Origin of the sequence: Streptomyces sp. NPDC051217 (genome assembly GCF_044455465.1) — a bacterium.
Classification (GTDB): Bacteria; Actinomycetota; Actinomycetes; order Streptomycetales; family Streptomycetaceae; genus Streptomyces.
Genome location: NZ_JBITEV010000002.1, coordinates 721513 through 747579 on the forward strand (window position 1 = coordinate 721513; position 26067 = coordinate 747579).

Consider the following 26067-nt stretch of genomic DNA (forward strand, 5'->3'; position numbering starts at 1 on the left):
CGTGTGCTCCGCGCTCAGGTGAGCAACGCGGGCACGGAAACGTCCTCCCTCCCCGCACGATCGCCGCGTCGCGGCTCGCGGGGAGGGAGGACGTCGGAGGGCCCGTCAGGAGAAGCGGAGCGGGGTGAACGGCGGCGCCGAGTCGTGCGGGGTGGTGTCCGTCAGGTACGAGGCCATGATCGAGGCCGTGATGGGAGTGAGCTGGACGCCCATCCGGAAGTGGCCGGAGGCCATGTACACGTCCGGAACCGCGGTCGGGCCGACGACCGGGAGCCCGTCGGGCGAGGCGGGGCGGAGCCCGGCGCTGATCTCCGCGAAGCGGAGGGAGCCGACGCCGGGGATGAACTTGGCCGCGCGGGTCAGCAGGCTCTGGGTGCCGTCGGCGGTGACGGTCTCGTCGTAACCGGTCTCCTCGTAGGTGGAGCCGACGACGAGCTCACCGTCCAGACGGGGCACCAGGTAGAGGGACGCGCCGCCCGTGGAAAGGGCACGCGACGTCAGGTTGAGCAGCGGCGTGTCGGAGCGCAGACGGAGGATCTGGCCCTTGACGGGACGGATCTCCGGGATCGCGCCCTCGGGCAGGCCCTCGATCTGGTGCGTCCAGCAGCCGGCGGCCAGCACGACGCGGTCGAAGGGGACCTTGTCGCCGTTGTCGAGGACAACGGTGTGGTCCTCGACGCGGGTGGCGCCCCTGCGGATGACGGTGCCGCCCAGGGCTTCGATGGCCGTGATCAGCGCGGGCTGGAGGATACGCGGGTCGACGGCGCCGTCGTCCGGCATCAGCACGCCGGCGAGCACGGGCCCGAAGGCCGGCTGGAGCTTGGCGCACTCCTCGGGGGTGAGGCGTTCGGTACGGATGCCGAGCGACTCCTGGAAGACCTGCTGCTGGTCGAGGTCGCGCAGGGCATCCTCGTCGAACGCCACGTCCAGTACGCCGTCCCGCCGGAAGCCGGCGGGAGCGAACTCCTCCAGCTCGGCGATGAAGGAAGGGTAGAGGTCGCGGGAGGCCAGGCAGAGGCGCAGGAGCTCCTCCTGGTCGTAGAGCTGTCCACTGTGACCGGGGAGCATGCCGGCGGAGGCGTGGGACGCCTTGCTGCCGGGAGCCGGGTCGATCACGGTGACGGAGACGCCTTCACGCGCGGCCCGCCATGCGGTTGCCAGGCCGATGACGCCACCGCCGACGACAACAGTTTTCATGAATTGCTCTCCTGAAGGAGTTGACGCAGATGGGAGGCCAGACCTGCGGGTGTCGGATGGTCGAAGACGAGGGTCGCGGGGAGCCGCAGGCCGGTGGCGGCGGCCAGATGGCGGCTGAGCTCCAGGTTGCCGATGGAGTCCAGGCCGATCTCGCCGAAATCCCGGTCGGGGTCGATGTCGTCGGCGCTGTCGTAGCCGAGGACGGTGGCGGCCACGGCGCGGACGAACTCCACGGCCGCGGCGTCGCGTTCGTCGTCCGGCAGGTCGGCGAGACGGCTGACGAGCGTGTCGCTCACGCCGTGCCTGCCGGTGCGGGCGGGCGCCAGTTCTTCCAGGACGGGCGGGATGTCGCCGGTGAGGCCCGACTCGTTGAGCCGGACGGGCGAGAGGACCGCGTCGTCGCCGGAGAGGGCCACGTCGAAGAGAGCCAGGCCCTGGTCGTACCCGAGGGGGGCGAAGCCGGAGCGCTTCATACGGTTGCGGTCGGCGGCCGACAGGTCGGAGCCCATGCCGCCCTCGCTCTCCCACAGGCCCCAGGCGAGGGACATGCCCTGGAGGCCGTGGGTGCGGCGGTGGTGCGCGAGCGCGTCGAGTACGGCGTTGGCGGCGGCGTAGTTGGCCTGTCCGGCGTTGCCGGCCAGCCCCGCCACGGACGAGAACATCACGAACGCGCAGTCCGGGTCCCGGATCAGCTCGTGCAGGTGGAGCGCCGCGTCGACCTTGGGGCGCAGGACCTTGTCCAGTCCGCGCGGGGTGAGGGTGCCGACCGCGGCGTCCGCGAGCACACCGGCGGTGTGGATGACGGCGGACGGCGCGGGTATGCCGGCCAGCGCGCGCTCCAGGGAGGGCCGGTCGGCGGCGTCGCAGGCGATCACGTCGGCGCGGGCACCCAACTCGTCGAGTTCGGCGACCAGTTCGGCGGCGCCGGGTGCGTCGGGCCCGCGTCGGCTGAGCAGTACGAGGTGCTTGACGTCGTGGCGGGTGACCAGGTGCCGGGCGAACAGGCGGCCCAGTGCTCCGGTGCCGCCGGTGATCACCACGGTGCCGGTGAGGCTCTTGCGCCCCTTCGGGGGCGGGCACCGTACGAGGCGCGGCCGGAACAGCGAGCCCTGGCGTACGGCGAGTTGCGGCTCGTCGGAGGCCACGGCGGCGACGAGGGCGCGGCCGGAGTTACCGGGGTCGTCGACGTCGACCAGGACGAAGCGGCCGGGGTGTTCGGACTGGGCGCTGCGGAGCAGACCCCAGACGGCGGCGCCTGACACGTCGGAGAGGTCTTCCTCGGCGCGGGCGGCCACGGCCCCGCTGCTGACGAGGACGAGACGGGACTTGGCCAGACGGTCGTCGGCCAGCCATTCCTGTACGAGCATCAGGGCGCGTTGCGCGGCGGAGCGCACGGGCGAGTCTTCGTCCGTGCAGGAGACGACGACCACGTCCGGCACCGAAGTGCCCTCGCGCAGTACGGAGTCGAGCTCGCGCAGCGAGGGGTAGGAGTCGAACGAGCGGCGGGTGGCCTTGAGCGCGCCGGTGAGTCCGATGCGGTCGGTGCCGAGGAATCCCCAGTGCAGCTGGTCGGCGTGGTCCGGCTGCTGGACGACGGACTTCCAGGCGACGCGCAGCAGTTGGGTGCGCTGCGCGGCGGCGTCGAGCTGGTCGGCGGTGACGGCACGCCTGACGAGGGTGCCGACCGTGGCGACCGGTTCGCCGTCGTCCCCGGTGAGCGCCAGGGAGACGCCGCCGTCGCCCGGGACGGTGTGGATGCGGACGGCGCGGACGCCCGTCCGGTGGACACGTATCCCCCGCAGCGCGAAGGGCAGGAACGTCCTGTCGTCGCGTTCGAGGTCCGGCACCAGCGCGGCCTGAAGCGCGGTGTCGAGCAGCGCCGGGTGAAGGAGGTAGTCGTCGCTGCCGGCCGCGCTGTCGAGCGCGGAGTCGGCGTAGACCTCCTCGCCGTGCGACCACACCGACCGCAGGCCCCGGAACGCGGGCCCGTACTGGAGCCCGCGGTCGGCGAAGCGGCTGTAGAGGTGCTCGATGTCGACCTCGAGGACTCCGTCAGGAAGCCCGGGCCGTTCTGTTCTGCTCATTGTCGCTTCCTTCGCGAAGTCCGGACGGGGGTCAGATCACGGGCGGGTTGGTGACGGCGGCGGTGACCTCGCCGTGGCTCTCGCCACCGTGCTCGTCGGCGTAGTGGCACCGGGTCCGCAGGATCACCAGGGCTTCGCGCAGGTCGTTGGCGTCCCACTCGGCGATGTCGACGATCTCGATCTCACCCTTGAACCGGCGGCCGCGCATGGCCTTGCGGAAGGTGCTCTTGAAGTCGGTGATGAACACGTCGGCGAGCTGCCGGGTCCAGAACTGGTCCAGCGTCCACCGGGAGAAGGGCTCGACCAGCGATTCCTTCACCGACTTGGCCATCAGGTAGTAGGCCATCTGGTTGAAGCAGATGTTGAACTCGACCGAGTTGAAGTGCCCGGTGTCGTCGATGTAGCAGGACTCGGGGATCTCGAAGGTGCACGCGGCGGAGAGTCGTCCGCCGTCGCGGGGGTCGCCTTCGGAGGTGACCGTGACCGAGGTGAGGTACTCGCACCGCTTGGCCCGGTAGGGGGTCAGCACGCGGTGCAGGAGTTCCTCGTCCGTGGCGAATACGCTCCGGTCGGTGTCGTCGAGCAGCTGGGTCATGTCGGGTCTCCTGATCGTCGCGCGGTGCGGAGAAGTTCGGCCAGGTCCATGCTCTGGATCGCGGCGGTGCGGTCCTCGGTGTCCTCGGCCGGCTCCGGCTCCGGCTCGGGTTCCGGTTCGTTGATCGCCATTTCCTCAAGCAGGTGCCTGGTGAGGACGAGCGCCGTCGGGTGGTCGAAGACGATCGTCGCGGGCAGGCGCTCCCCGACGGCCTCACCGAGGCCGTTGCGGAACTTCACGGCGGCGAGGGAGTCGAAGCCCATGTCGCGGAACGACCTTTCGGCGTCGACCTCGTCGGCGTCGGCGAAGCCGAGGGTGGCGGCGGCCTGGGCGCGGACCACGTCGAGCAGCGCCTGTTCGCGGCGGGTCGGCGTGAGCCGGGCCAGCCGGTCGCGCAGGCTCTCGGCGGGTTCGGCGGCCGGCGCGGCGACGTCGACGACGCGGCGGGCCGGGCCTCGTACCAGGTCGCGCATCAGATACGGCACGTCGGCGCGGCTCTGCCCGCTGAGGTCGAGCCGGACGGGCGCCAGGAACGCCCGGTCGAGCGCTCCCGCCGCGTCCAGCATCGCCAGGCCCTCCTGGGAGGCGATGGGCAGGACGCCGTCGTTCTGCATGACGGCCACGTCGGCCTCGGCCAGTTCGCCGGTCATACCGCTGGCCTCCTCCCACAGTCCCCAGGCGAGCGACTGTGCGGGCAGCCCGTTCGCGCGCCGGTGCGCGGCGAGGCCGTCGAGGAAGGTGTTGGCGGCGGCGTAGTTGCCCTGGCCGGCGCCTCCGGTCACGCCGGCGGCGGACGAGAAGAGCACGAAGGCCGAGAGATCCTGGTCCGCGGTGAGTTCGTGCAGGTTCAGCGCCGCGTCGACCTTGGGGCGCATCACCGCGGCCATCTTCTCCGGTGTCAGCGAGGAGATGATCCCGTCGTCGAGGACGCCCGCGGTGTGGACGACTCCGGCGAGGGTGCGGTCGGTCAGTACGGCGGCCAGCGCGTCACGGTCGGCGGTGTCGCAGGCGACCACCTCGACCTTCGCGCCGAGCCCGGTGAGTTCGGCCGACAGGTCGGCGGCGCCGGGTGCGTCGGGGCCGCGCCGGCTGGTGAGCAGCAGGTCGGTGACGCCGTGGGTGGTGACCAGGTGCCGGGCGACGAGGCTGCCCAGGGTGCCGGTGCCGCCGGTGATCAGGACGGTGCCGGGCCGGTCGCCGAAGGCGGTGGCGGCGGTCCCCCGGTCGGCGGTGACCCGGGCGAGGCGCGGGCGCAGGACGGTGCCGTTGCGGATGGCGAGCTGTGCTTCGCCCGTGGCGACCGCCGGGCCGAGGTCGATGGCGGTGTCGTCGGCGCCGGGGTCCAGGTCGATCAGGACGACGCGACCGGGGTTCTCCGTCTGGGCGCTGCGGACGAGGCCCCAGACCGCCGCTCCGGCGAGATCGGTGACGTCCTCGCCGCCGACCGGGACGGCGCCCCGGGTGACGACCGCCAGTACGGCGTCCTCGGCGCCGTCCTCCAGCCAGGACCGGAGGACACCGAGCGTCGCGGCGGTCTCGGTGTGGGCCGCTTCGGCGGTGTTGCCGCCGGCGAGGCGGTGCACGACCGTGCGGGGGGCGGAGGCGCCCGGCGCGGCGGGCGCCCACACGAGCTCGAACAGCGAGTCGTCGTACGCGCCCGCCCGGGTCAGCCCGCCGGCGGCCACCGGCCGCAGGACGAGCGACTCGACGGACGCGACGGGGCGGCCGGCGGTGTCGGTGAGGCGCAGTGCGACCTCGTCCTCGCCCAGGCGGGTCATCCGCAGCCTGAGCGCGGCGGCCCCGGAGGCATGCAGGTCGACCCGGGACCAGGCGAACGGCAGCGTGACCCGTTCGGCGTCGGTGGCCAGCAGCGCGGTGGCGTGCAGGGCGGCGTCGAGTACGGCCGGGTGCAGCCCGAACCGCTGGGCCTCGGCGGCGGCCCGCTCGGGCAGCGCGATGTCCGCGAACACCTCGTCACCGGAGCGCCAGGCGGCGCGCATGCCCTGGAACACCTCGCCGTAGACGAGGCCGTCCTCGGAGATGGGCTCGTAGAAGCCGGTGAGGTCGAGTGCTTCGGCTCCCGGCGGCGGCCAGGAGGCCGGCTCGTGGGCCGGTTCGGGACCGGCGTCGGCGAGCGTGCCCTGGGCGTGCCGGGTCCAGACGGCGTCGGCGGGTGCGTTGTCGGGCCGCGAGTGGATGGACACGGTGCGCAGGTCGGCGTCGACGGTGACCTGGATGGCCACGCCGCCGCGTTCGGGCACGGCGAGGGGCGCCTCCAGGGTCAGCTCCTCCACGCGTCCCCGGCCGACCTCGTCACCGGCGCGGACGGCCAGTTCCACGAAGCCCGATCCGGGGAAGAGCATGGTGCCGCCGACGACATGGTCCGCGAGCCACGGCTGTGCGGAGAGCGACAGGCGTCCGGTGAGCAGCACTCCCCCGGCCCCGGCGAGCGGTACCGCCGCGCCGAGCAGCGGGTGGTCGGCGGGCATCTGGCCGATGCCCAGCGCGTCGCCGGGCCGCTCGGTCATGTGGAGCCAGTAGCGCTTGCGCTGGAAGGGGTAGGTGGGCAGGTCGACGCGCCGGGCGCCGGTTGCGACGAACTGGCTCTCCCAGTCGACGGCCGCGCCCCGTACGTACGCCTCGGCCAGCGAGGTGACGAATTCGCGAGGGCTGCCGGAGTCGCGGCGCAGTGTGCCGACGAGCGTGGCGGCGACCCCGGCGGACTCGGCGGTCTCGTCGAGTCCGGTGAGCAGGCCCGGGTGCGGGCTGGCCTCGACGAAGATCTCGAAGCCGTCGGCCAGCAGCGCCCGGGTGGTCTCCTCGAACCGGACGGTCTTGCGCAGGTTGTCGTACCAGTACTCGGCGTCGAGGCTCCCGGTGTCCAGCGGTCCCGCGGTGACGGTGGAGTAGAACGGGACGGACGAGGTACGGGGCGTCAGTCCGGTCAGCTCGGTCAGCAGCCGGTCGCGGATCTCCTCGACGAACACCGAGTGGGAGGCGTAGTCCACGGGGATACGGCGGGCCTGGACGCCGTCGGTGTCCAGCCGGGCGCGCAGTTCGTCGAGGGCTTCCGGGCCGCCGCACACGACGACGGAGCCGGGGCCGTTGACGACGGCCAGCTGGAGGCGGCCGTCCCATTCGGCGAGGTACTTGGCGGCGTTGTCGGAGGACAGGGCGACCGACATCATGCCGCCGCGGCCCGCGAGGTCCTGGCGGATGACCTGGCTGCGCAGGGCGACGACGCGGGCGCCGTCCTCCAGCGACAGCGCGCCGGCGACGCAGGCGGCGGCGATCTCGCCCTGGGAGTGGCCGACCACGGCGGCCGGTTCGACGCCGGCGGCGCGCCAGGCCTCGGCCAGCGACACCATCAGCGCCCACAGCGTGGGCTGTACGACGTCGACGGCGTCCAGGGCCGGTGCGCCGGGGGCGCCGTGCAGGACGTCGAGCAGGTTCCAGTCGACGTACGGCTCCAGGGCCTTGGCGCATTCGCCGAGGCGGGTCGCGAACGCCGGTGAGTGCTCCAGCAGTTCGACGCCCATGCCCTGCCACTGCGAGCCCTGGCCGGGGAAGACCAGCACGGCTCGCGAGTCGCCGCGCCGTACACCCTGGACGAGGGAGGGGTGCGAGTTCCCGGCGGCCAGCGCGTCGAGCCCGGCGAGCAGGCCGTCCCGGTCGGCGTCCACGATCACGGCCCGGTGTTCCAGGGCGGCGCGACCGCGTACGAGCGAGGCGGCGGCGTCCAGTTCGTCCACGTCGTCGTGGTCGCGCAGATAGGACGCGACCTGTGCCGCCTGGGCGCGCAGTGCCTCGGGCGACGACCCGGACACGGTCAGCGGGAGGGTCGCGGGGCGCTCGCCGCGCGGTTCCCGGGGGCCGGGGGCCGGTGCCTGTTCGATGATCACGTGGGCGTTGGTGCCGCTGACGCCGAACGAGGACACCGCGGCGCGGCGCGGGCGGCCGTCGGCCGTCCACTCCCGGCGCTCGGTGAGCAGTTCGACGGCGCCCTCGGTCCAGTCGATGTGCGGGGAGGGCGTGTCGGCGTGCAGGGTGGCGGGCAGTACGCCGTTGCGTATGGCCATCACCATCTTGATGACACCGGCGACACCGGCGGCGGCCTGGGTGTGCCCGAGGTTGGACTTGACCGAGCCGAGCCACAGCGGGTCGCCGCCCGTGCGCTCCTGACCGTAGGTCGCCATCAGCGCCTGGGCCTCGATCGGGTCGCCGAGGGTGGTGCCGGTGCCGTGGCCCTCGACCACGTCGATGTCGGCGAGGGAGAGTCCGGCGGAGGCCACGGCCTGCCGGATGACCCGCTGCTGGGCGGGGCCGTTGGGCGCTGACAGACCGTTGGACGCGCCGTCCTGGTTGACGGCCGAGCCGCGGATCACCGCGAGCACCGGGTGTCCGGCTCGCTTGGCGTCCGAGAGGCGTTCGAGCAGCAGCAGACCCGCGCCCTCGCCCCAGCCGGTGCCGTCGGCGGACGCGCCGTACGCCTTGCAGCGGCCGTCGGCGGCCAGGCCGCTCTGCAGGCTCATCCCGACGAATGTCTCGGGGGTGGCCATCACGGTGACGCCACCGGCCAGAGCGAGCGAGCACTCGCCCTGCCGCAGCGACTGCATGGCCCAGTGCATGGCCACCAGGGAGGAGGAGCAGGCGGTGTCGATGGTGACCGCCGGGCCGGTGAGACCGAGGGTGTAGGAGATACGGCCGGAGGCGATACTGCCCAGTCCGCCGCCGTCGGTGAAGCCGGCGAGGTCCTCGGGGACGGTGCCGGGGCGGTTCGACCAGTCGTGGTTCATGACGCCGGCGAAGACACCGGCGGCGGTGCCCTTCAGCGAGAGCGGGTCGATACCGCCCCGCTCCAGGGCCTCCCAGGCGACTTCCAGGAGCATGCGGTGCTGGGGGTCCATCGCCTGGGCCTCCTTCGGGCTGATACCGAAGAAGGCGGGGTCGAAGTCGGCGGCCTCGTGGAGGAAGCCGCCCTCGCGGGTGTACGTGGTGCCGTGCTTGCCGGGCTCGGGGTCGTAGATGTCCTCGGTGTGCCAGTCCCGGTCCTCGGGGAACGGCGTGATGGCGTCGGTGCCTTCGGCGACCAGCCGCCACAGCTCCTCGGGGGAGGTCACGCCGCCCGGGTAGCGGCAGCCCATGGCCACGATCGCGATGGGCTCGTCCGTCGCGGCCCGTACGGTGGCCCGCGGCGCGGCGACGACGGGCGCCGCCCCCCGCACGGTTTCCAGCACGTGGTCGACCAGGGCACGCGGCGTCGGGTGGTCGAAGATCAGCGTGGAGGTGAGCCGCAGCCCGGTGGCCGAACCGAGCGCGTTACGCAGCTCGATGGCGGCCAGCGAGTCGAAGCCCAGCTCGGTGAAGGCGCGGCGGGGGTCGATCGCGGTGCCGCTGTCGTGGCCGAGGACCGCGGCGATCTGCGTCCGCACCAGATCGAGGACGATCCGCTCGCGTTCGGCGTCCGGCTTCCCGGCGAGCCGGTCGGCCAGCGCTCCGCCGGGGCCGCTCGCGGCGGCAGCGGCGGCGGTGTTCCGCCGGGCGGGTGCGCGGACCAGGCCGCGCAGCATCGGCGGGATGCCCTCGGTACGGGCACGCAGCGCGGGCGCGTCGAGGCGCAGCGGGACCAGTGCGGGCGCGCCGGTGAGCAGCGCCTGGTCGAGGAGGGCGAGGTTCTCCTCGGAGTTCAGGGCGGGGAGCCCGGAACGCTCGGCGCGGCGCAGCGTCACCTCGTCGAGGCGGGCGCCCATTCCCGCGTCGCCCGCCCACAGGTTCCAGGCGAGGGCGGTCGCGGGGAGGCCGTCGGCGGCGCGGTGCTCGGCGAGCGCGTCCAGGAAGGCGTTGGCGGCGGCGTAGTTGCCCTGCCCCGCGGACTCCAGGGTGCCGGCCGCGGAGGAGAAGAGCACGAAAGCGGCGAGCGGGAGGTCCCGGGTGAGCTCGTGCAGATGCCAGGCGCCGTCGGCCTTGCCGTGGAAGACGGTGCCGACCTGCTCGGGCGTGAGCGATCCGGCCAAGCCGTCGCTCACGACTCCGGCGCTGTGGACGACACCCGTCAGCGGGTGCTCGCCGGGGATCGTCTCCAGCAGAGCGGCCACGGCGTCGCGGTCGGCGACGTCGCAGGAGACAACCGTCGCGCCGGCGCCCAACTCGGCCAGCCCTGCGACGAGTTCGGCTGCGCCGGGGCTGTCGGGGCCGCGTCGCCCGGTGAGCAGGAGGTGCTTGATTCCGTGCTGCTGGACGAGGTGGCGGGCGACGACGCCGCCGAGGCCTCCGGTGCCGCCGGTGATCAGTACCGTGCCGTCGGGGTGCCACGCGACGGGGCGCGGGTCCTCGGGTACGGAGGTGCGGGCCAGCCGCGGTACGAGCAGCTTGCCGTCACGCAGGGCGAGTTGCGGCTCTCCGGAGGCCAGGGCGGCGCGCAGCTCGTCCTCGGGTACGTCGCGGTCCGTGCCGACGAGGACGAAACGCCCGGGGTTCTCGGCCTGGGCGGAGCGCACCATCGCCCACAGGGGCGCGAGGGTGAGGTCGTAGGCGGCGCCCCGGGTGACGATCGCCAGCCGGGTGTCGTCGCGCAGCGCGTCCTGGATCAGCGTCAGGGCGTGCAGGGTCGCCTCGCGCGCCGCGTCGGCGGGAGCGCCGGGGAAGGTCGCGGGGACGTACGCCAGTTGGAACTCACCGGCGGCGGCGTCCGGCTCCGCCGGGGTCTGGATCTCGGTCCATTCGACGCGCAGCAGCGAGCCGCCGCCCGCGCCGGAGGTCCGTACGCCGTCCATCGGCACAGGCCGCTGGACGAGGGACCGTACGGTGGCGACGGGCGCCCCGTTGGCGTCCGCCAGCTCGACCTGGACCTCGTCCGGTCCCGTCTGGACCAGGTGGACGCGGACGGCCGTGGCGCCGGAGGCGTGCAGTTCGACGCCGAGCCAGGCGAACGGAAGCCGCACCTGGCCGTCGTCCTCGGGCCCTTCGGCAGCGTGCAGCGAGGCGTCCAGCAGTGCCGGGTGCAGGCCGAAGCGGTCGGCGCCCGCCTCGTCGAGGGAGACCTCGGCGAACACCTCGTTCCCCCGGCGCCAGGCGGCCTGTACGCGCCGGAACGAGGGTCCGTAGCCGTATCCGCCGGCCGCGTGGCGCTCGTAGAGGTCCTCGATGTCGACCGGCTCGGCGTCGGCCGGCGGCCACTGGGTGAAGACGGCGGGGTCGGCCGTGGCGCCCTGGCCGTGCTCGGTCAGGATGCCGCTGGCGTGGCGGGTCCAGTTCTCCTCGCTGCCCGCGGGGCGGGAGTAGATCTCGACCGAGCGGCGGCCCGTGGTGTCGAGCGCGCCGACGACGACCTGGACCTCGACACCGGCGGCGGTGGTGACCGTCAGCGGTGTCTCCAGGGTGAGTTCCTCGACCGCGGCGCAGCCCGCCTCGTCCCCGGCGCGGACGGCCAGTTCGACGAGGCCGGTGCCGGGTACGAGGACGACGCCCGCGATGACGTGGTCGGCCAGCCACGGCTGCGACCGGGTGGACATCCGGCCGGTGAGGATCAGTCCGTCGGCGCCGGCGAGGTGGACGGCGGTGTCCAGCAGCGGGTGCCCGATCGTGCCGGGCCGGCCGCTTCCGGAGTCCAGCCAGTAGCGCTTGCGCTGGAAGGAGTAGGTGGGCAGCGCGGTGCGGCGGGCGCCGCGGCCCTCGAAGAAGCGGTCCCAGTCCACGGCGACGCCGTGGGCGTGTGCCAGACCGAGCGCGGTGACGGTCTGGCGCTCCTCGCCGTGCCCGTCGCGCAGCAGCGCGGCGAACGCGGCGTCGGCGCCGCCGTCGGCGAGGCACTCACGGCCCATGGCCGACAGGACGGCGTCGGGGCCCAGTTCCAGGTAGGTGGTGACGCCCTGGGACTCCAGGTGGCTCATCTGGTCGGCGAACCGCACCGGCTCGCGTACGTGCCGCACCCAGTGGTCTGCGTCGAACTCGGTGACGGGCTCGCCCGTCAGGTTGGACACGACGGGGATGCGCGGCGGCAGGTAGGTCAGGGTCTCGGCGACCCGGCGGAAGTCGTCGAGCATCGGCTCCATCAGCGGCGAGTGGAACGCGTGCGAGACACGCAGCCGGCGCGTCTTGCGTCCCTCCTCGGTGAAGCGGGCGGCGACGGCGAGGACGGCGTCGGTCTCGCCGGAGAGCACGACCGCGGCCGGGCCGTTGACGGCGCCGATGCCCACCTTGTCGGTGAGGTACGGGGCGACCTCCGCCTCCGAGGCCTGGACGGCGACCATCGCGCCGCCGTCGGGCAGCTCCTGCATCAGTGTGCCGCGCGTGCCGACGAGCAGGGCCGCGTCGGCCAGCGACATGACACCGGCGGCGTGGGCGGCGGCGATCTCACCGATGGAGTGTCCGGTGAGCAGGGCCGGCGTGACGCCCCACGACTCCAGCAGCCGGAACATGGCGGTCTCGACGGCGAAGAGCGCGGCCTGCGCGTAGCGGGTCTGCTGGAGCAGTTCGGCGCCCGGTGTGCCGGGCTCGGCGAACAGCACCTCGCCCAGGGGCTCGTCGAGGTGGAGGTCGAGGTGGTCGGCGGCGTCCTGGAGCGCCCGCGCGAACACCGGGAAGGCGCGCACCAGTTCGCGGCCCATGCCGGGACGCTGGCTGCCCTGGCCGGTGAAGAGGAAGGCGGTACGGCCGGTGGCCAGCGTGGTGCCGGTGAGCAGTCCGGGCGCGGTCTCGCCCGCGGCGAGGGCGGTGAGGGCGGTGCGCAGTTCGTCGCGGTCGGCGGCGACGACGGTGGCGCGGTCGCGCAGCGCGGCGCGCGTGGTGGCGACGGAGTACGCGATGTCCAGCGGTGACGCCTCGTCGAGCGTCGTCAGGAGCCGTTCTGCCTGGCCGCGCAGGGCGTCCTGGCCCCGGGCGGACAGCGTGAACGGCACCGGCCGGCCGGCCGGGGGCTGTTCAACGGCCTCGCCGGTCTCGGTGACGGCGGGCGGGGCCTCGATGATGACGTGGGCGTTGGTGCCGCTCGCGCCGAACGAGGAGATTCCGGCGCGCTGCGGCGCGTCGGTGGTCTCCCACGGGACGGGCTCGGTGAGGAGCTTGACGGTGCCGTCGGACCAGTCGACGTGCGGGGTCGGCTCGTCCACGTGCAGGGTGCGGGGCAGGGTGCGGTGACGCATCGCCTGGACCATCTTGATGATCCCGGCCGCGCCGGCGGCGGCGCCGGTATGTCCGATGTTGGACTTCACCGATCCCAGCCACAGGGGGTTGTCGGCGGAGCGTCCGCGCCCGTAGGCGGCGACCAGGGCCTGGCCTTCGATGGGGTCGCCGAGCATGGTGCCGGTGCCGTGGGCCTCGACCGCGTCGATCTCGTCCGGCGTCAGACGCGCGTCGGCGAGCGCTTTGCGGATGACCCGCTGCTGGGCGAGTCCGTTGGGCGCGGAGAGGCCGTTGCTCGCGCCGTCCTGGTTGATGGCGCTGCCTCGGATGACGGCCAGCACGGGGTGTCCGTCGCGCATCGCGTCGGACAGACGGGCGAGGACGAACACGCCCGCGCCCTCGGCGAAGGAGGTGCCGTCCGCCGCGTTGGCGAACGCCTTGATCCGTCCGTCGGGGGCCAGGCCGCGCTGACGGCTGAAGGTGGTGAACGTGCCGGGGCTGGAGATGACGGTGACGCCACCGGCCAGCGCCAGCCCGCACTCTCCGCCCTGGAGCGAGCGCACGGCCAGGTGAAGGGCGGTCAGCGAGCCGGAGCAGGCGGTGTCGACGGTGAGGGTGGGGCCTTCGAAGCCGAGGGTGTAGGCGACACGACCGGACACGACGCTGGGCAGGTTCCCGCCGAGGACGTAGCCGTCGAGGCCTTCGGGGGCCTCGTGCGTGCGGGGCCCGTACTCGTGCGGCTCCACACCGATGAACACGCCCGAGGGCGTGCCGCGCAGCCGGTCCGGGTCGATGCCGGCGTGCTCCAGCGCCTCCCAGGAGGTCTCCAGCAGCAGCCGCTGCTGGGGGTCCATCGCCAACGCCTCTTTGGGGTTGATCTGGAAGAAGTCGGCGTCGAAGTCGGCGGCGTCCGGCAGGAATCCGCCGTGCCGTACGTAACTGGCGCCGGTGGCCGACGGGTCCGGGTTGTAGATGCGGTCGAGGTCCCAGCCTCGGTCGGCGGGGAAGTCGGTGAGCACGTGGGTGTCGTCGGCCACGAGGCGCCACAGGTCCTCGGGCGAGGTGACGCCACCGGGGTAGCGGCAGCCGATGCCGACGATCGCGATCGGCTCGCCGAACGCCGACGGGGCGGCGGGCGCGGTGGCCTCCGCCGACTCGTCGGGTGTTCCCGCCCCGGCGGTGCCGTGCACCACGTTCACCAGGTGGTTCGCCAGGGCCACCGGCGTGGGGTGGTCGAAGCCGACGGTGACGGGCAGCTCCACCCCCAGCTCGGCGGTGAGCCGGCGGTGCAGCTGGACCAGGCCCAGTGAGTCCAGGCCCCCCGCCAGGAACGGGTGGTCGGCCGCCACATGGATGGCCCCGTCCCCGTAGGCGTCCGGATCGGCGGCGCGCAGCACGGCTGCGGCTTGCGCCAGCACCAGTTCCAGCATCGCGGCCCTTGACTGCTCGGTCATGTGCATACTCCGCAACGAAGAAAGGGGCAAAGAGGCATAGCGGCGATCGGGGTGGTCAGGACGCCACGTGGGCGGCCAGGGCGGCGCGGTCGACCTTGCCGTTGACGGTCAGCGGGAACACGTCCACCACGCGCACACCCTGCGGGACCATGTAGGCGGGCAGCGCGGCGCGGCAGAACGCGACGACCGCCTTGGCGTCCGGCGCGGGGCCGTCGGGGGCGCAGGTGACGAACGCGTGCAGCAGCGGGTCGCCGTCCGGGCGCGGCAGGATCATCGCGACCGCGCCGGTGATGCCGTCGAACTGACCGATACGCCGTTCCACCTCGCCCAGTTCGACGCGGTTGCCGCGGATCTGGACCTGGGAGTCGGCGCGGCCGTGGAAGTACAGCTCGCCTTCTTCGCCCATGGAGGCCAGGTCGCCGGTCTTGAACACCAGCTGCCCCGAACGGGGGTTGAGCGGGTCGGGGACGACGACGGCGCGGGTGGCCTCGGGGTCGTTCCAGTAGCCGGAGAAGAGCGAGGGGCTGCGCAGGTAGATCTCGCCGAGCACGCCCGGCTCGTCCACCGGGCCGCCGTCGGGACCGACGAGCAGCATCTCGGCGCCCGCGACGGCGTAGCCGATCGACAGGCGCTCGGTCTCGGCGGGCAGCGGGCTGGGCACCTCGGTGATGGACGCGGCCATCGTCTCGGTGGCGCCGTAACCGTTGGTGAAGTGGGCCTTCGGCAGCAGTTCCTGGAGGCGCCGCAGCTCCTCCAGGGGGAAGTTCTCGCCGGAGAACGCGATCCGGCGCAGGACGCCCTCCTGGCCCATCTCGGCCAGCATGCCGGGCTCGTGCTGAAGGACCGGACGCCAGACCGACGGGACGCTGTCGACCTGTGTGGCGCCGGTGTCGCGCAGGTACGACAGGAAGCGCCGGGGCCAGTTGAGGCGGTCGCGCGGTACGGGCACCAGCGTGGCGCCGTGACCGAGGGCGAGCCCGATGTCGAACAGCGCGAAGTCGAACTGGAGCGGCGAGGTGCCCGCCACCCGGTCCTCGGAGGTGATCAGCTCCGCCGCCTCCGCACCGCGCAGGAACGCGATGACCCCGCGGTGGCTCATGACGACGCCCTTGGGCCGGCCGGTGGTGCCCGAGGTGAAGGTGATGTACGCGGTGTCGATGGGCGTCACCACGCGGCGGCGCCGGACGCGCGGCAGGGGCTGACGCTCGACGGTGAGACCCTCGGGGCCGAACCGGGCGGTGCCGACCGACTCCGGTATGCCGGTCCGCTTCCCGTGCGCGGACTGGAGGTACAGCGCGGGCTCGGCGCTGTCGATGATCGTCAGGAGGCGCTCGTCGGGCACCTCGGGGCTGGTGGGCACGAACGGCAGCCCCAGCGTCGCGCAGGCGAGGAGAGTCGCCACGGCGTCGGCGTTGGTGTCGGACTCCAGGATGACGCGGTCCCCGACCTCCAGGCCGAGGGCGCCGAGCCCTTCGGCCAAGGCGTCGACGCGGCGCTCCAGCTCGCCGTAGGTGACCGTCTCCAGACCGCCGTCCGCGGCCGCCTGGATCACGGCGGGCCGGTCGGGGGCCCTCCGGGCGGCGGCCAGCAGATAAGTCCGCAGATTGTCCACCGATGCGTGCGCCCGGGCCGGACGAGCTCCATTCGGGCTCATGCGCCACCCTTTCGATTCAGCGTTTGACGACCAACTAATGCCAGCCCATTTCTAACAGGTGCGCTTTTCGCCCCACAAGGACTCCCGGCCGGTCACCCCAGAACTAGGGGGCATTAGGGGTTATGCCGTCAGGGGGCCCACACAAGACTGAACCGGAAACACAGGACCGAAGTGACGGGCTTTCGGAACGTACCCGATAAGCGCGGAAAACAGGGAGAGCGAGAATATGTCGGCGATTGTCTTTCCGGGAATCGGCCCGGCGCGGTTCGCCGACTCGGCGCGGTTCATGGCGGCCCATCCCGTGGCCCGCCGGCTCGTCGCCGAGACGGACCGGATCCTGGGCTATTCCCTCCTCGACCGGTACCGGGAGAGCGAGGCCCAGGACGGTGTGGGCGCGTTCCCGGAGCCCGCGCGGATCGCGTTCCTGGTCAACTGCCTGGCGCTGGCCGAGTGGACGGTCGCGGAGCACGACGTGGAGCCGGTGGCCTGCGCGGGTGCCAGCTTCGGCGGCACGGCGGCCGCGGTGCACTCGGGCGCGCTGCCTTTCGCGGAGGCGGTCGAGATGACCCTCGCCTGGGGCCGCCGCGTGGACACCTATTTCGCACGTGAGCACCGCGACATCGTCACCCAGTCGTTCGCCCGCGTCCCGGCCGACCGGCTCGCCGAGATCCGCGCCGAGCTGGACGCGCGGGGCGACTGGAACGAGGTGGCCTGCCACGTCGACCACGACTTCCACATGCTGTCGGTGTACGAGGACGTGGTGGAGTGGCTGCAGGGACGGCTCCGCGCGGCGGGCGGCCTGCCGCTGTACGTCATGCGGCCGCCGATGCACTCGGGGGTGTTCGCCGCGCTGCGCGAGGAGATCGCGACCGAGGTCACCGCGGACATCAAGTTCGCCGATCCCCGTGTCCCCGTCGTGTCCGACCACGACGGATCGCTGGTGGAGACGGGCGAGGGTGTACGGGAGTTGCTGCTGGACGCCGTGACCCACACCGTGCGCTGGCCGGCCGTCGTCGACACGATCAAGGGCCTTGGCGCCGAGCGGGTCTACGTCACCGGGCAGGACGCCCTGTGGGGCCGTGTGGAGGTCATGACCAGCGCGTTCGAGGTGGTCGCCGTGAAGCCGGACACGGCTATGCGACCGCGCCGTCGCAGCGCGATCGCATAACACGGGAAGAAACCGTTCAGCGCATGGCGTCGAGGGTTTTCCAAAGAGTTCCGGGAGTCGCGAAGTTGTCCGTGTTGAGGGCATCGTCGACGAAACGGACGCCATACATGTCCTCCAGCGAGGACAGCAGTGAGACCATTCCCATGGAGTCCAGGCCGAAATCGCGCAGACTCAACTCGGCGGTCAACTCCTCATTCGGTTCCAGCAAGGGAATCTGTTTGCGGAGAAGTTGCTCGAAAGACTCGTCCCACATGCGGGCTCCTGTGTTTTCCCGACGTTTACCGAATAGTCGGCGTCGCTGCCAACCTAATCTCTGCGCAGTACCGGTCGGCACCCCTACCCACCCCTTTTCCTCTTCGGAGTACGGACTATGACCCAGACACCCGTCCCTGGAAACGGTCTGCACGAACGGTTTCTGAGCGGCCTGGCGCTGTCGCCCGGCCGTACGGCGATCCGTGTGGACGCCGAGAGCCTGACGTACGAGGAGATGCACGAGCTCGCGTTGCACCGGGCCGGGGCGCTGCGCGAGCGGGCTCCGCAGGGGCCGCACAACGTCGCCGTGCTGGCGGACAAGAGCCTGACCGCGTACGTCGGGATCATGGCGGCGCTGTACTCGGGCGCCACCGTCGTACCGCTCAATCCCCGGTTCCCGGCCGAGCGCACCCGTTCCATGCTCGCCGCCGCCAAGGTCTCGACGGTCATCGCCGACGGAGCCGGCCGGGCCGCGCTCGCGGAGACCGAGCTGGATCTGCCCGTCCTGGACGAGGCCGCGTCCGCGAAGGCGCTCGACGCGCCGGAGGCCGTGCTGCCGTCCGACATCGCGTACGTCCTGTTCACGTCGGGGTCGACGGGCCGCCCCAAGGGCGTGCCGATCACGCACGAGGCCAACGTCCACTACTTCGATCTGCTGGACGAGCGCTACGACTTCAGCCCCGACGACGTGTTCTGCCAGAACGTCGGCCTCAACTTCGACTGCGCGATGTTCGAGCTGTTCTGCGCCTGGGGCAAGGGGGCGCCGGTGCACGCCATCCCCGCCGCCGCCCACCGGGATCTGCCGGCGTTCTTCGCGGACCGGCGGATGACCGTGTGGTTCTCCACCCCGAGCGGCATCTCGTTCATCCGGCGGATGGGCAGCCTGAAGCCCGGGTCGATGCCCACCCTGCGGTGGAGCTTCTTCGCCGGTGAGGCGCTCCTCCACGAGGACGCGGCCGACTGGCAGGTCGCCGCGCCCCAGTCGAAGATCGAGAACCTGTACGGGCCGACGGAGCTGACCGTGACCATCACCGGGCACCGCTGGTCGCCCGAGGCCTCGGAGCGCCAGGCGGTGAACGGCGTCGTCCCGATCGGCAAGGTGCACCCCGGCCACGACCATCTGCTGCTGGACGAGGACACCGAGTCCGCGGTGCAGGGCGAACTGTGCGTCACCGGACCGCAGATGACACCCGGTTACCTGGACCCCGAGGACAACGAGGGACGGTTCCTGGAGCGCGACGGCCGCCGCTGGTACCGGACCGGCGACCGCGTACGACGCCTGGACGACGGCGAGTTGGTCTACCTCGGCCGGCTGGACGCCCAGGTACAGGTCCAGGGCTTCCGGGTCGAGCTGGCCGAGGTCGACCACATCGTCCGCCAGTGCACGGGAGTCCAGAACGCGGCCACGGTGACCCGCCCGGCACCGGGTGGCGGGCTGGAGCTCGTCCTCTACTACACCGGTGAGCGCATCCCTCCGGTGACGCTGAGGCGCGAGCTGTCCGCGTATCTGCCCGACCCGATGATGCCCAGGGCGTTCCTGCACGTGGCGGAGTTCCCGCTCAACTCCAACCGCAAGGTCGACCGCGCGCAGCTGGCCCGCGAGGCCGCCGCCGCGTCAGAGAGCCGTACCTGACCGGAAGTGCCGGGCGTTCTCCGCGACCGTCCGCAACGCCTCGGCGAGCGACTCGCCCGTCGAGGCGTGCTCCGGGTTGACCACCCACTGCATCATCACGCCGCTGAGCAGCGCGTGGTAGAACTGCCCGACCGCGGCCTCGGCGTCCGGCGACAGCTCGCTGCCGTCCCAGAGGAGCTGGACCAGGCCCTTCTGCGCCTGCTGCTGCGCCTCGGCGAAGAAGCGACGGACCTCCGGCACATGGTCGCGCTGGGAGATCGCGTCGAACTGGGCGCCCCACACCGGGCGGTGACGCTCGAACAGCTCGATCACGCGTGTCCAGACCGTCTCGAACCGTTTGATCGGGTCCTCGGGCAGGTCCGCCACGTCGGCCAGGGCCCCCTTCAGCTCCTGGACCCACTCCTCGGCCGCCTCCATGATGGCGGCGTTCAGAAGCGCTTCCTTGGTGCCGTAGTGGTAGCCGATCGAGGCCAGGTTCGCGCCGGACGCCTCGACGATGTCCCTGGCGGTGGTACGTGCGTACCCCTTGTCGTACAGGCATTGCTTCGCGCCGACCAGAAGATCCTCTCGGTGTCCCATGCGTGGAGTCTAGCCATGCGGTCAGAGATCTGTCTTAAACAATCGTCCTAAACAGAATTTGACATAGACGGATTACTTATACAGATCTAGAGTCGACCCCATGAGCCCCGAACGCGCGACCTTGAAGGAGTGGGTCGGCCTCGCCGTCCTCGTCGTCCCTGTCCTCATGATGTCGATGGACATGACCGTGCTGTACTTCGCGCTGCCGTTCCTGAGCGCGTCGCTGGAGCCCAGCGCCACACAGCAGCTGTGGATCGTCGACATCTACGCATTCATGCTCGCCGGACTGCTCATCGCCATGGGCACTCTCGGCGACCACATCGGCCGCAGGAAGCTGCTGATGATCGGCGCCGTCGTGTTCGGCGCGTCGTCACTCGCCGCCGCCTACGCGAGCAGCGCCGAGCTGTTGATCCTCGCGCGCGCCGTCCTCGGCATGTCCGGGGCCGTGCTCGCGCCGTCCACCCTCGCCCTGATCCGCAACATGTTCCACGACCCCAACCAGCGCCGTACCGCCATCGCGATCTGGACGGCCGGTCTCTCCGGCGGCGCCGCGCTCGGCCCGATCGTGTCGGGAGCGCTGCTGGAAGAGTTCTGGTGGGGCTCCGTCTTCCTGATCAACATCCCGGTCACCATCCTGATCCTGGTGTTCGGCCCGATGCTCCTGCCGGAGTACCGCGACCCCAAGCCGGGCCGTTTCGACGTCCTCGGTGCCGTCCTGTCCCTCGCCGCCATCCTTCCGGTCATCTACGGCATCAAGGAGCTCGCCGACGACGGCTTCGCCTGGGAGCACGCGGCCGTCGTCGCCGCCGGCCTCGTCATCGGCGTGCTGTTCGTCATGCGGCAGCGCAGGGCCCCGAACCCGCTGATCGACCTGAGCCTGTTCCGGGACCGGGGGTTCACCGCGTCCATCGGCGTGAACCTCGTCGCCCTGTTCGCGATGGTCGGCTTCCTGCTGTTCGCCACCCAGTGGATCCAGCTCGTCTACGGGCTGAGCCCGCTGCAGGCCGGACTCTGGACACTGCCCGCGCCGTTGGCGGTGGCGGTCACGACATCGGTGGCCGTCGGGCTGGCCAAGAAGGTCCGCCCCGGCTACATCATCGCCGCCGGCATGGTCATCGCGTCGGCGGGATTCGCCATCATGACGCAGCTGCGCGCCGATTCGGACCTGGCCATGGCGGTGATCGGCGCGAGTGTGCTGTCCGCCGGCGTCGGCATGGCGATCCCGCTGACCGCCGACCTGATCGTCTCCGCGGCTCCGGCCGAGCGCGTGGGCGCCGCGGCCGCGCTGCCCGAGACCAGCAACCAGCTCGGCGGAGCGCTGGGCGTCGCGATCCTCGGCAGCATCGGTGCCGCCGTCTACACCCGCGACGTCGCCGACTCGACGTCCGGGCTGCCGCCCGAGGCGGCCGAGGCCGCCGAGGGTTCGCTCGGGGGCGCGACCGAAGTCGCCACACACCTGCCCGCCGACACGGGCGACGCTCTCGTCAAGGCCGCCGGGGAGGCCTTCACCCGTGGTATGAACCTCAGCGCCGCTGTGGGCGGCGCCGTCATGCTGGTGGGCGCCGTGGGCGCGGCGCTGCTGCTGCGCCATGTCAGGACACCCAGCGCGACGGACGAGGCGAAGGCCGACCTCACGAAGACCGAGTCCGCACCCGCACCCGCACCCGCACCCGAGTAGGAACGTCCGCCCCTTGGAGCCGGCTCCCGACGACACCCCCGTACCGGCCTCATAAAAGGAGTCCCCGCGCGAACTTCGCGCGGGGACTCCTTCTTGGGTTGATCCTGGTACGTGCCGTTCAGCGGCCGAGGCGCACCGGGAGCGAGGTGTACCCGGTCAGGCCCATGATGGCGCGGCGCCCGGGGGTGCCGGCCAGCTCCATGGTCGCGAACGTGTCGATCAGCTTCGGGAAGAGATCGGCGGCCTCCATACGGGCGAGACTGCCGCCGAAGCAGAAGTGGCCACCGGCGCTGAAGCTCAGGTGGGTGCCGTTGTCGCGGGTCAGGTCCAGACGGTGCGGGTCCGGGAACTTCGCCGGGTCCCGGTTCGCCGCGGAGAGAAGCGCCAGGACGAGAACACCCTCGGGAATCTCGGTGCCGCCGATGGTGATCGGGCGAGTCGTGAGACGGCTCGACGCCGTGGTGTGGGCGGTGTGGCGCAGCAGCTCCTCGACGGCCGTCGGCGTGATGCTCTTGTCCGCGCGCCAGCGCTTCAGCTCGTCGGGGTGCTCCATGAGGGCGAGCACGCCGGTGGCGATGAGGTTGGTGGTGGCCGCGAAGCCCGCCGTGAACAGGAAGAGGATGAGCGCCAGCAGCTCCTCCTCGTCGAGCTTGCCGTTGGTGGCCTCCTGGACGAGCGAGGACATCAGGTCGTCCTTGGGCTCCGCGCGGCACGCCTTGATCACGTCGCGGAAGTATCCGGTCAGCTCCTCGGCCGCGGAGTCGGCGACCACCAGGTCCTCTTCGGTGTAGATGCCGGAGAAGACGCGTGACCAGTCGTCGGCCAGCTCCCAGGTGCGCTTGCCGTCCTCGTAGGGGAGGCCGAGCATGTCGCTGATGACCGCGACGGGGAAGGGCATGGCCAGCATCTCGACGAGGTCGACCGGCTCGCCGCCGGCGGACTTCTCGATGATGTCGTTGATCAGCTCGTCGGTCCGCCGCTCGACCGCCGGCTGCATCTTCTTGATCTTGTTGGGGGTGAAGACGCGGCTGGCCAGGCCACGGACACGGCCGTGGTCGGGCGCGTTGAGGGTGACCATCGAGTTCAGGTACATCCGCAGCGAGATGTGGTCGGCCCAGTCCTCACGCATCTGCGCGGCGGCACGGGCACCGCTGTGGACGTCGGGCATCTTCAGAAGCGCGGTGACCTCCTCGTACCCGGAGAGCGCGTAGATGCCGAGCGCGGACTTGTGCACCCGGTTGACCGACTGCAGCGTCTCGTAGATGGGGAACGGATCGTCGGGGAAGGGCGGCGAGAGCAGCTTGATCAACGCGTCGTCGGCCTGCTGGAACGTGGGTGTCGCTTCGGTGGTCACGTGGATGGTTCTCCTCGTTATGGATGGTTGTTCCGGTCCGGCGCGGTTCTACGGCGCGGACCGCGTGTCCAGCTCGCCGTCGAGAACGTCGAACAGTTCGTCGGCCGAGAGCGATTCGAGTGCGGTGTCCTCGCTCTCGTCCGGCCTGTGGGTCTCGGCCCAGCCTGCCGCGAGGGCGCGCAGCCGCTCGGCGACGCGACGTGACGTCTCCTCGTTGGGAGTCGCCGACGCCAACGCCGCCTCCAGACGCGCCAGTTCGGCATCCAGCGGTGAGACCGCCGGTTCCTTCTCGCCGCTCAGCTGTTCGCTCAGTCTCTCGGCGACGGCGACGGGCGTCGGGTGGTCGAACACCAGGGTGGCGGGCAGCTTCAGCCCGGTCGCCGTACGCAGGCTGTTGCGCAGCTCGACGGCGGTGAGCGAGTCGAATCCGAGGTCCTTGAACGCCCGGTCGGCCCGGACGGCGTCCACACCGTCGTGCCCGAGCACCGCCGCGACGTGTGTCCGCACCAGGTCCACCAGGAGCCGGTCACGTTCGGTCTGGTCGGCGGCGGCCGCCAGGCCGCGCCGCAGCGCCGCGCCGTCGTCCCCGCCGCCCGTCGCGCCCGGTCCACCGGTACGGCGACGCGAGGCGGGCACCAGCCCGCGCAGCAGCGCCGGCAGCCGGTCCGTCGAGCGTGACCGCAGGGCGGCGGTGTCGAGGCGGAACGGCGCCAGCGCGGGCTCTCCCGTACGCAACGCGTCGTCCAGCAGGGCCAGTCCCTCCTCCTGCGAGAGGGCGGGCAGGCCCATGCGGAGCATGCGCTTGCGGTCGGCCTCGGCCAGTTCGCCGAGGCCGGTCTCGGCCTCCCAGAGGCCGAACGCCAGCGATGTGACGGGCAGTCCGGCCTGGTGGCGGTGGCGGGCGAGGGCGTCCAGGAACACGTTCGCGGCGGCGTAGTTGCCCTGGCCCGCCGCCAGCAGCAGGCCGCCCATCGAGGAGAACAGGACGAACGCCGACAGTTCGCGGCCGGCCGTCAGCTCGTGAAGGTGCCAGGCCCCGTCCACCTTGGGTCGCAGGACGGCGTCCATACGCTCCGGTGTCAGCCCGCGGACGAGCCCGTTGTCCACGACGCCGGCCGCGTGGACCACCGCCCCGACGGGGTGACGGTCCAGCACCGCGGCGACCGCGGCGCGGTCGGCCACGTCGCACGCCTCGATGTCCACCCGCGCCCCGTGGGCGGTCAGTTCGGCGTGCAGTTCCGCAGCGCCGGGCGCCTTCTCGCCCCGGCGGCTGGTCAGGACGAGGTGCCGGACGCCATGGGCGGTCACCAGGTGGCGGGCGACGATGGCGCCAAGACCGCTCGTACCGCCCGTGATCAGCACCGTCGTCGCCGGGTCCCACGGGTTGTGCTCCGCGTCGACCGACGCGGCAGGTACGCGGGTGAGGAGGGGAACGAGCAACTCACCGCCCCGAACGGCCGTCTCGGGCCGGTCGACCAGGGGCGGCACGGTGGCCCCGTCCCCCAGGTCGAGCAGCAGGAACCGGCCGGGGTTCTCAGCCGCCGCCGCCCGGACAAGACCCCATACGGGGGCCTGGCTGAGATCGACGTCCTCGCCCTCCATCGGCACCGCGCGACGGGTGACGACGGCGAGTTTCTCCTCGCTCCCGCCGTTGTCGGCGAGCCATTCCTGGATACGGGCCAGGACCTGGTCGGCGACCGCGTGCGCGGCCTCGGGCGTGTCGCCGTCCGCCCGCGGAACCTCGTACACCACGACGGGTGTCTCCAGCGCGGGTGTCTCGGCAGCCTTGGTCCAGGTGAGGGAGAAGAGCGACTCGCGGTGTTCGCCGTCGGCGCGTAGCTGTTCGGCCGAGACGGGCCTCGACGTCAGGGCCGCGACCGAGAGAACGGGCGCGCCGGTCTCGTCGGCGACCAGTACCTCCGTGCCGTCCTGGTCCTGGTTCGACAGCCGGACGCGCAGCGCGGCGGCGCCGGCGCGGTGGAGCGAGACACCGTTCCAGGAGAACGGCAGCTCCGGTGCCCCGGAGGCGTCGCCCTCCTCGATGAGCCCGACGTGCATCGCCGCGTCCAGCAGCGCCGGATGCAGGCCGAACCGGGCGGCGTCCGATCCCTCCGGGAGCGCGACCTCGGCGAACACGACGTCGTCGTCGAGCCGCCAGGCCGCCTTGAGCCCCTGGAAGGTGGGTCCGTAGTCGTAACCGCGGGCGAGGAGCCGCTCGTAGGCGCCGTCCACATGGAGCGGCTTGGCCCCGGCCGGCGGCCATTGGGTCAGGTCGGCCGACGGGGCTCCCGCCGACGGGACGAGGCCACCGGCCGCGTTACGGGTCCAGGTCTCGTCGTCCAGGGACGAGTAGATCTCGACGGTGCGCGCCTCGGAGTCGTCGGGTCCGCCGACGAGGACACGGACGGCGACCGCGCCCTTCTCGGGTACGACGAGCGGTGCCTCCAGCATCAGCTCGTCGATCGTGCCGCAGCCGACCTGTTCGCCCGCTGTCAGGGCGAGTTCGACCAGTCCGGTGCCGGGCAGCAACAGGGTGCCCAGTACGTCGTGGTCGGTGAGCCAGGGGTGGGTGTCGAGGGACAGCCGTCCGGTGAACACGACACCGCCCGTGTCCGGGAGAACAATCCCCGACGTCAGCAGCGGGTGGTCCACCGCATCCGCGCCCGCGGCGGCCTTGGACTGCTCGATCAGCCAGTAACGCCTGCGCTGGAACGGGTACGTCGGCAGATCCACCCGCCGCGCACCACGACCCTCGAACACCTTCTCCCAGTCCACCGGAACACCAGCCGCGAACAACCGCCCCACACCCGCGAAAAGACTCTCCACCTCAGGACGGTCACGACGCAACGCCGCCGCCAACGTCCCCCCAGCACTCTGACCCGCCATCGCGGTCAGCACACCATCCGGCCCGATCTCCAGGAACCGCACCACACCCTGATCCTGGACATGACGCACATCGTCCGCGAACCGCACCGCACCACGCACATGCGCGACCCAGTAATCCGCCGACGCCACATCCCGCACCAGACGAATCACCGGCTCGGAATACGTCACACCCTCCGCGACCCTACGGAAATCCTCCAGCATCGGATCCATCAGCGGCGAATGAAAAGCATGCGACACCGCCAGACGACTCCGCTTACGGCCCGCGAACCGCTCAGCAACCGCCGCCACCTCATCCTCCACACCCGAAATAACCACCGACGACGGGCCATTGACCGCCGCGATCCCCACCCCACCGGTAAGAAGAGGCGTCACTTCCTCCTCGGTCGCCTGGACCGCGACCATCGCCCCACCCT

Annotated in this window: 12 protein-coding genes; 3 read left to right on the forward strand and 9 right to left on the reverse strand. The window is 71.9% G+C overall.

Annotation, left to right across the window (positions count from 1 at the left end; translation table 11 throughout):
- Nucleotides 1–105 precede the first annotated feature (105 nt).
- Genes thiO through ACIBBB_RS08230 form a run of 5 tightly spaced genes read right to left on the reverse strand, consistent with a single transcriptional unit; the run spans nucleotide 106 to nucleotide 16104 of the window.
- On the reverse strand, nucleotides 106–1197 hold the full coding sequence (gene thiO / locus ACIBBB_RS08210) for a glycine oxidase ThiO (protein WP_398979993.1): 1092 nt from the start codon (nucleotides 1195–1197) through the stop codon (nucleotides 106–108).
- On the reverse strand, nucleotides 1194–3281 hold the full coding sequence (locus tag ACIBBB_RS08215; RefSeq protein ID WP_398979995.1) for a type I polyketide synthase: 2088 nt from the start codon (nucleotides 3279–3281) through the stop codon (nucleotides 1194–1196). The genes thiO and ACIBBB_RS08215 overlap by 4 nt, the downstream gene beginning before the upstream one ends.
- Before the next feature lie 31 nt (nucleotides 3282–3312).
- Nucleotides 3313–3876, reverse strand: coding sequence for an FcoT family thioesterase (locus ACIBBB_RS08220; protein WP_398979997.1), 564 nt, complete (start codon nucleotides 3874–3876; stop codon nucleotides 3313–3315).
- Nucleotides 3873–14450, reverse strand: a complete 10578-nt coding sequence (locus ACIBBB_RS08225; RefSeq protein ID WP_398979999.1) for an SDR family NAD(P)-dependent oxidoreductase — start codon at nucleotides 14448–14450, stop codon at nucleotides 3873–3875. The genes ACIBBB_RS08220 and ACIBBB_RS08225 overlap by 4 nt, the downstream gene beginning before the upstream one ends.
- Nucleotides 14451–14505: 55 nt before the next feature.
- Entirely contained in the window at nucleotides 14506–16104 is a 1599-nt protein-coding gene (locus ACIBBB_RS08230; RefSeq protein ID WP_398980001.1) for an AMP-binding protein, read from the reverse strand.
- A gap of 226 nt (nucleotides 16105–16330) precedes the next feature.
- On the opposite strand from ACIBBB_RS08230, the gene ACIBBB_RS08235 reads away from it, so the two are divergent.
- Entirely contained in the window at nucleotides 16331–17272 is a 942-nt protein-coding gene (locus ACIBBB_RS08235) for an ACP S-malonyltransferase (RefSeq protein WP_398980003.1), read from the forward strand.
- 16 nt (nucleotides 17273–17288) lie between these two features.
- On the opposite strand, the gene ACIBBB_RS08240 is transcribed toward ACIBBB_RS08235, so the two are convergent.
- Nucleotides 17289–17525 (reverse strand): acyl carrier protein, encoded by a 237-nt coding sequence (locus ACIBBB_RS08240; RefSeq protein ID WP_398980005.1) that lies wholly within the window; start codon nucleotides 17523–17525, stop codon nucleotides 17289–17291.
- Between the two features lie 117 nt (nucleotides 17526–17642).
- Between ACIBBB_RS08240 and ACIBBB_RS08245 the strand changes: the two genes are divergently transcribed.
- Complete coding sequence (locus ACIBBB_RS08245) at nucleotides 17643–19157, forward strand: amino acid adenylation domain-containing protein (RefSeq protein ID WP_398980007.1); 1515 nt, start codon at nucleotides 17643–17645, stop codon at nucleotides 19155–19157.
- Here ACIBBB_RS08245 and ACIBBB_RS08250 read toward each other — a convergent pair.
- Nucleotides 19140–19736 carry a TetR/AcrR family transcriptional regulator gene (locus ACIBBB_RS08250; protein ID WP_398980009.1) on the reverse strand — a complete coding sequence of 199 codons (597 nt, stop codon included), beginning with the start codon at nucleotides 19734–19736 and terminating at the stop codon, nucleotides 19140–19142. The genes ACIBBB_RS08245 and ACIBBB_RS08250 overlap by 18 nt on opposite strands.
- Nucleotides 19737–19836: 100 nt before the next feature.
- On the opposite strand from ACIBBB_RS08250, the gene ACIBBB_RS08255 reads away from it, so the two are divergent.
- A complete protein-coding gene (locus ACIBBB_RS08255; RefSeq protein WP_398980011.1) occupies nucleotides 19837–21414 on the forward strand; it encodes an MFS transporter in 1578 nt (525 codons plus the stop codon).
- Nucleotides 21415–21532: 118 nt separating this feature from the next.
- On the opposite strand, the gene ACIBBB_RS08260 is transcribed toward ACIBBB_RS08255, so the two are convergent.
- Nucleotides 21533–22768 (reverse strand): cytochrome P450, encoded by a 1236-nt coding sequence (locus tag ACIBBB_RS08260; protein WP_398980013.1) that lies wholly within the window; start codon nucleotides 22766–22768, stop codon nucleotides 21533–21535.
- Between the two features lie 48 nt (nucleotides 22769–22816).
- The coding region (locus tag ACIBBB_RS08265; protein WP_398980015.1) for an SDR family NAD(P)-dependent oxidoreductase at nucleotides 22817–26067 on the reverse strand (3251 nt) is incomplete at its 5' end.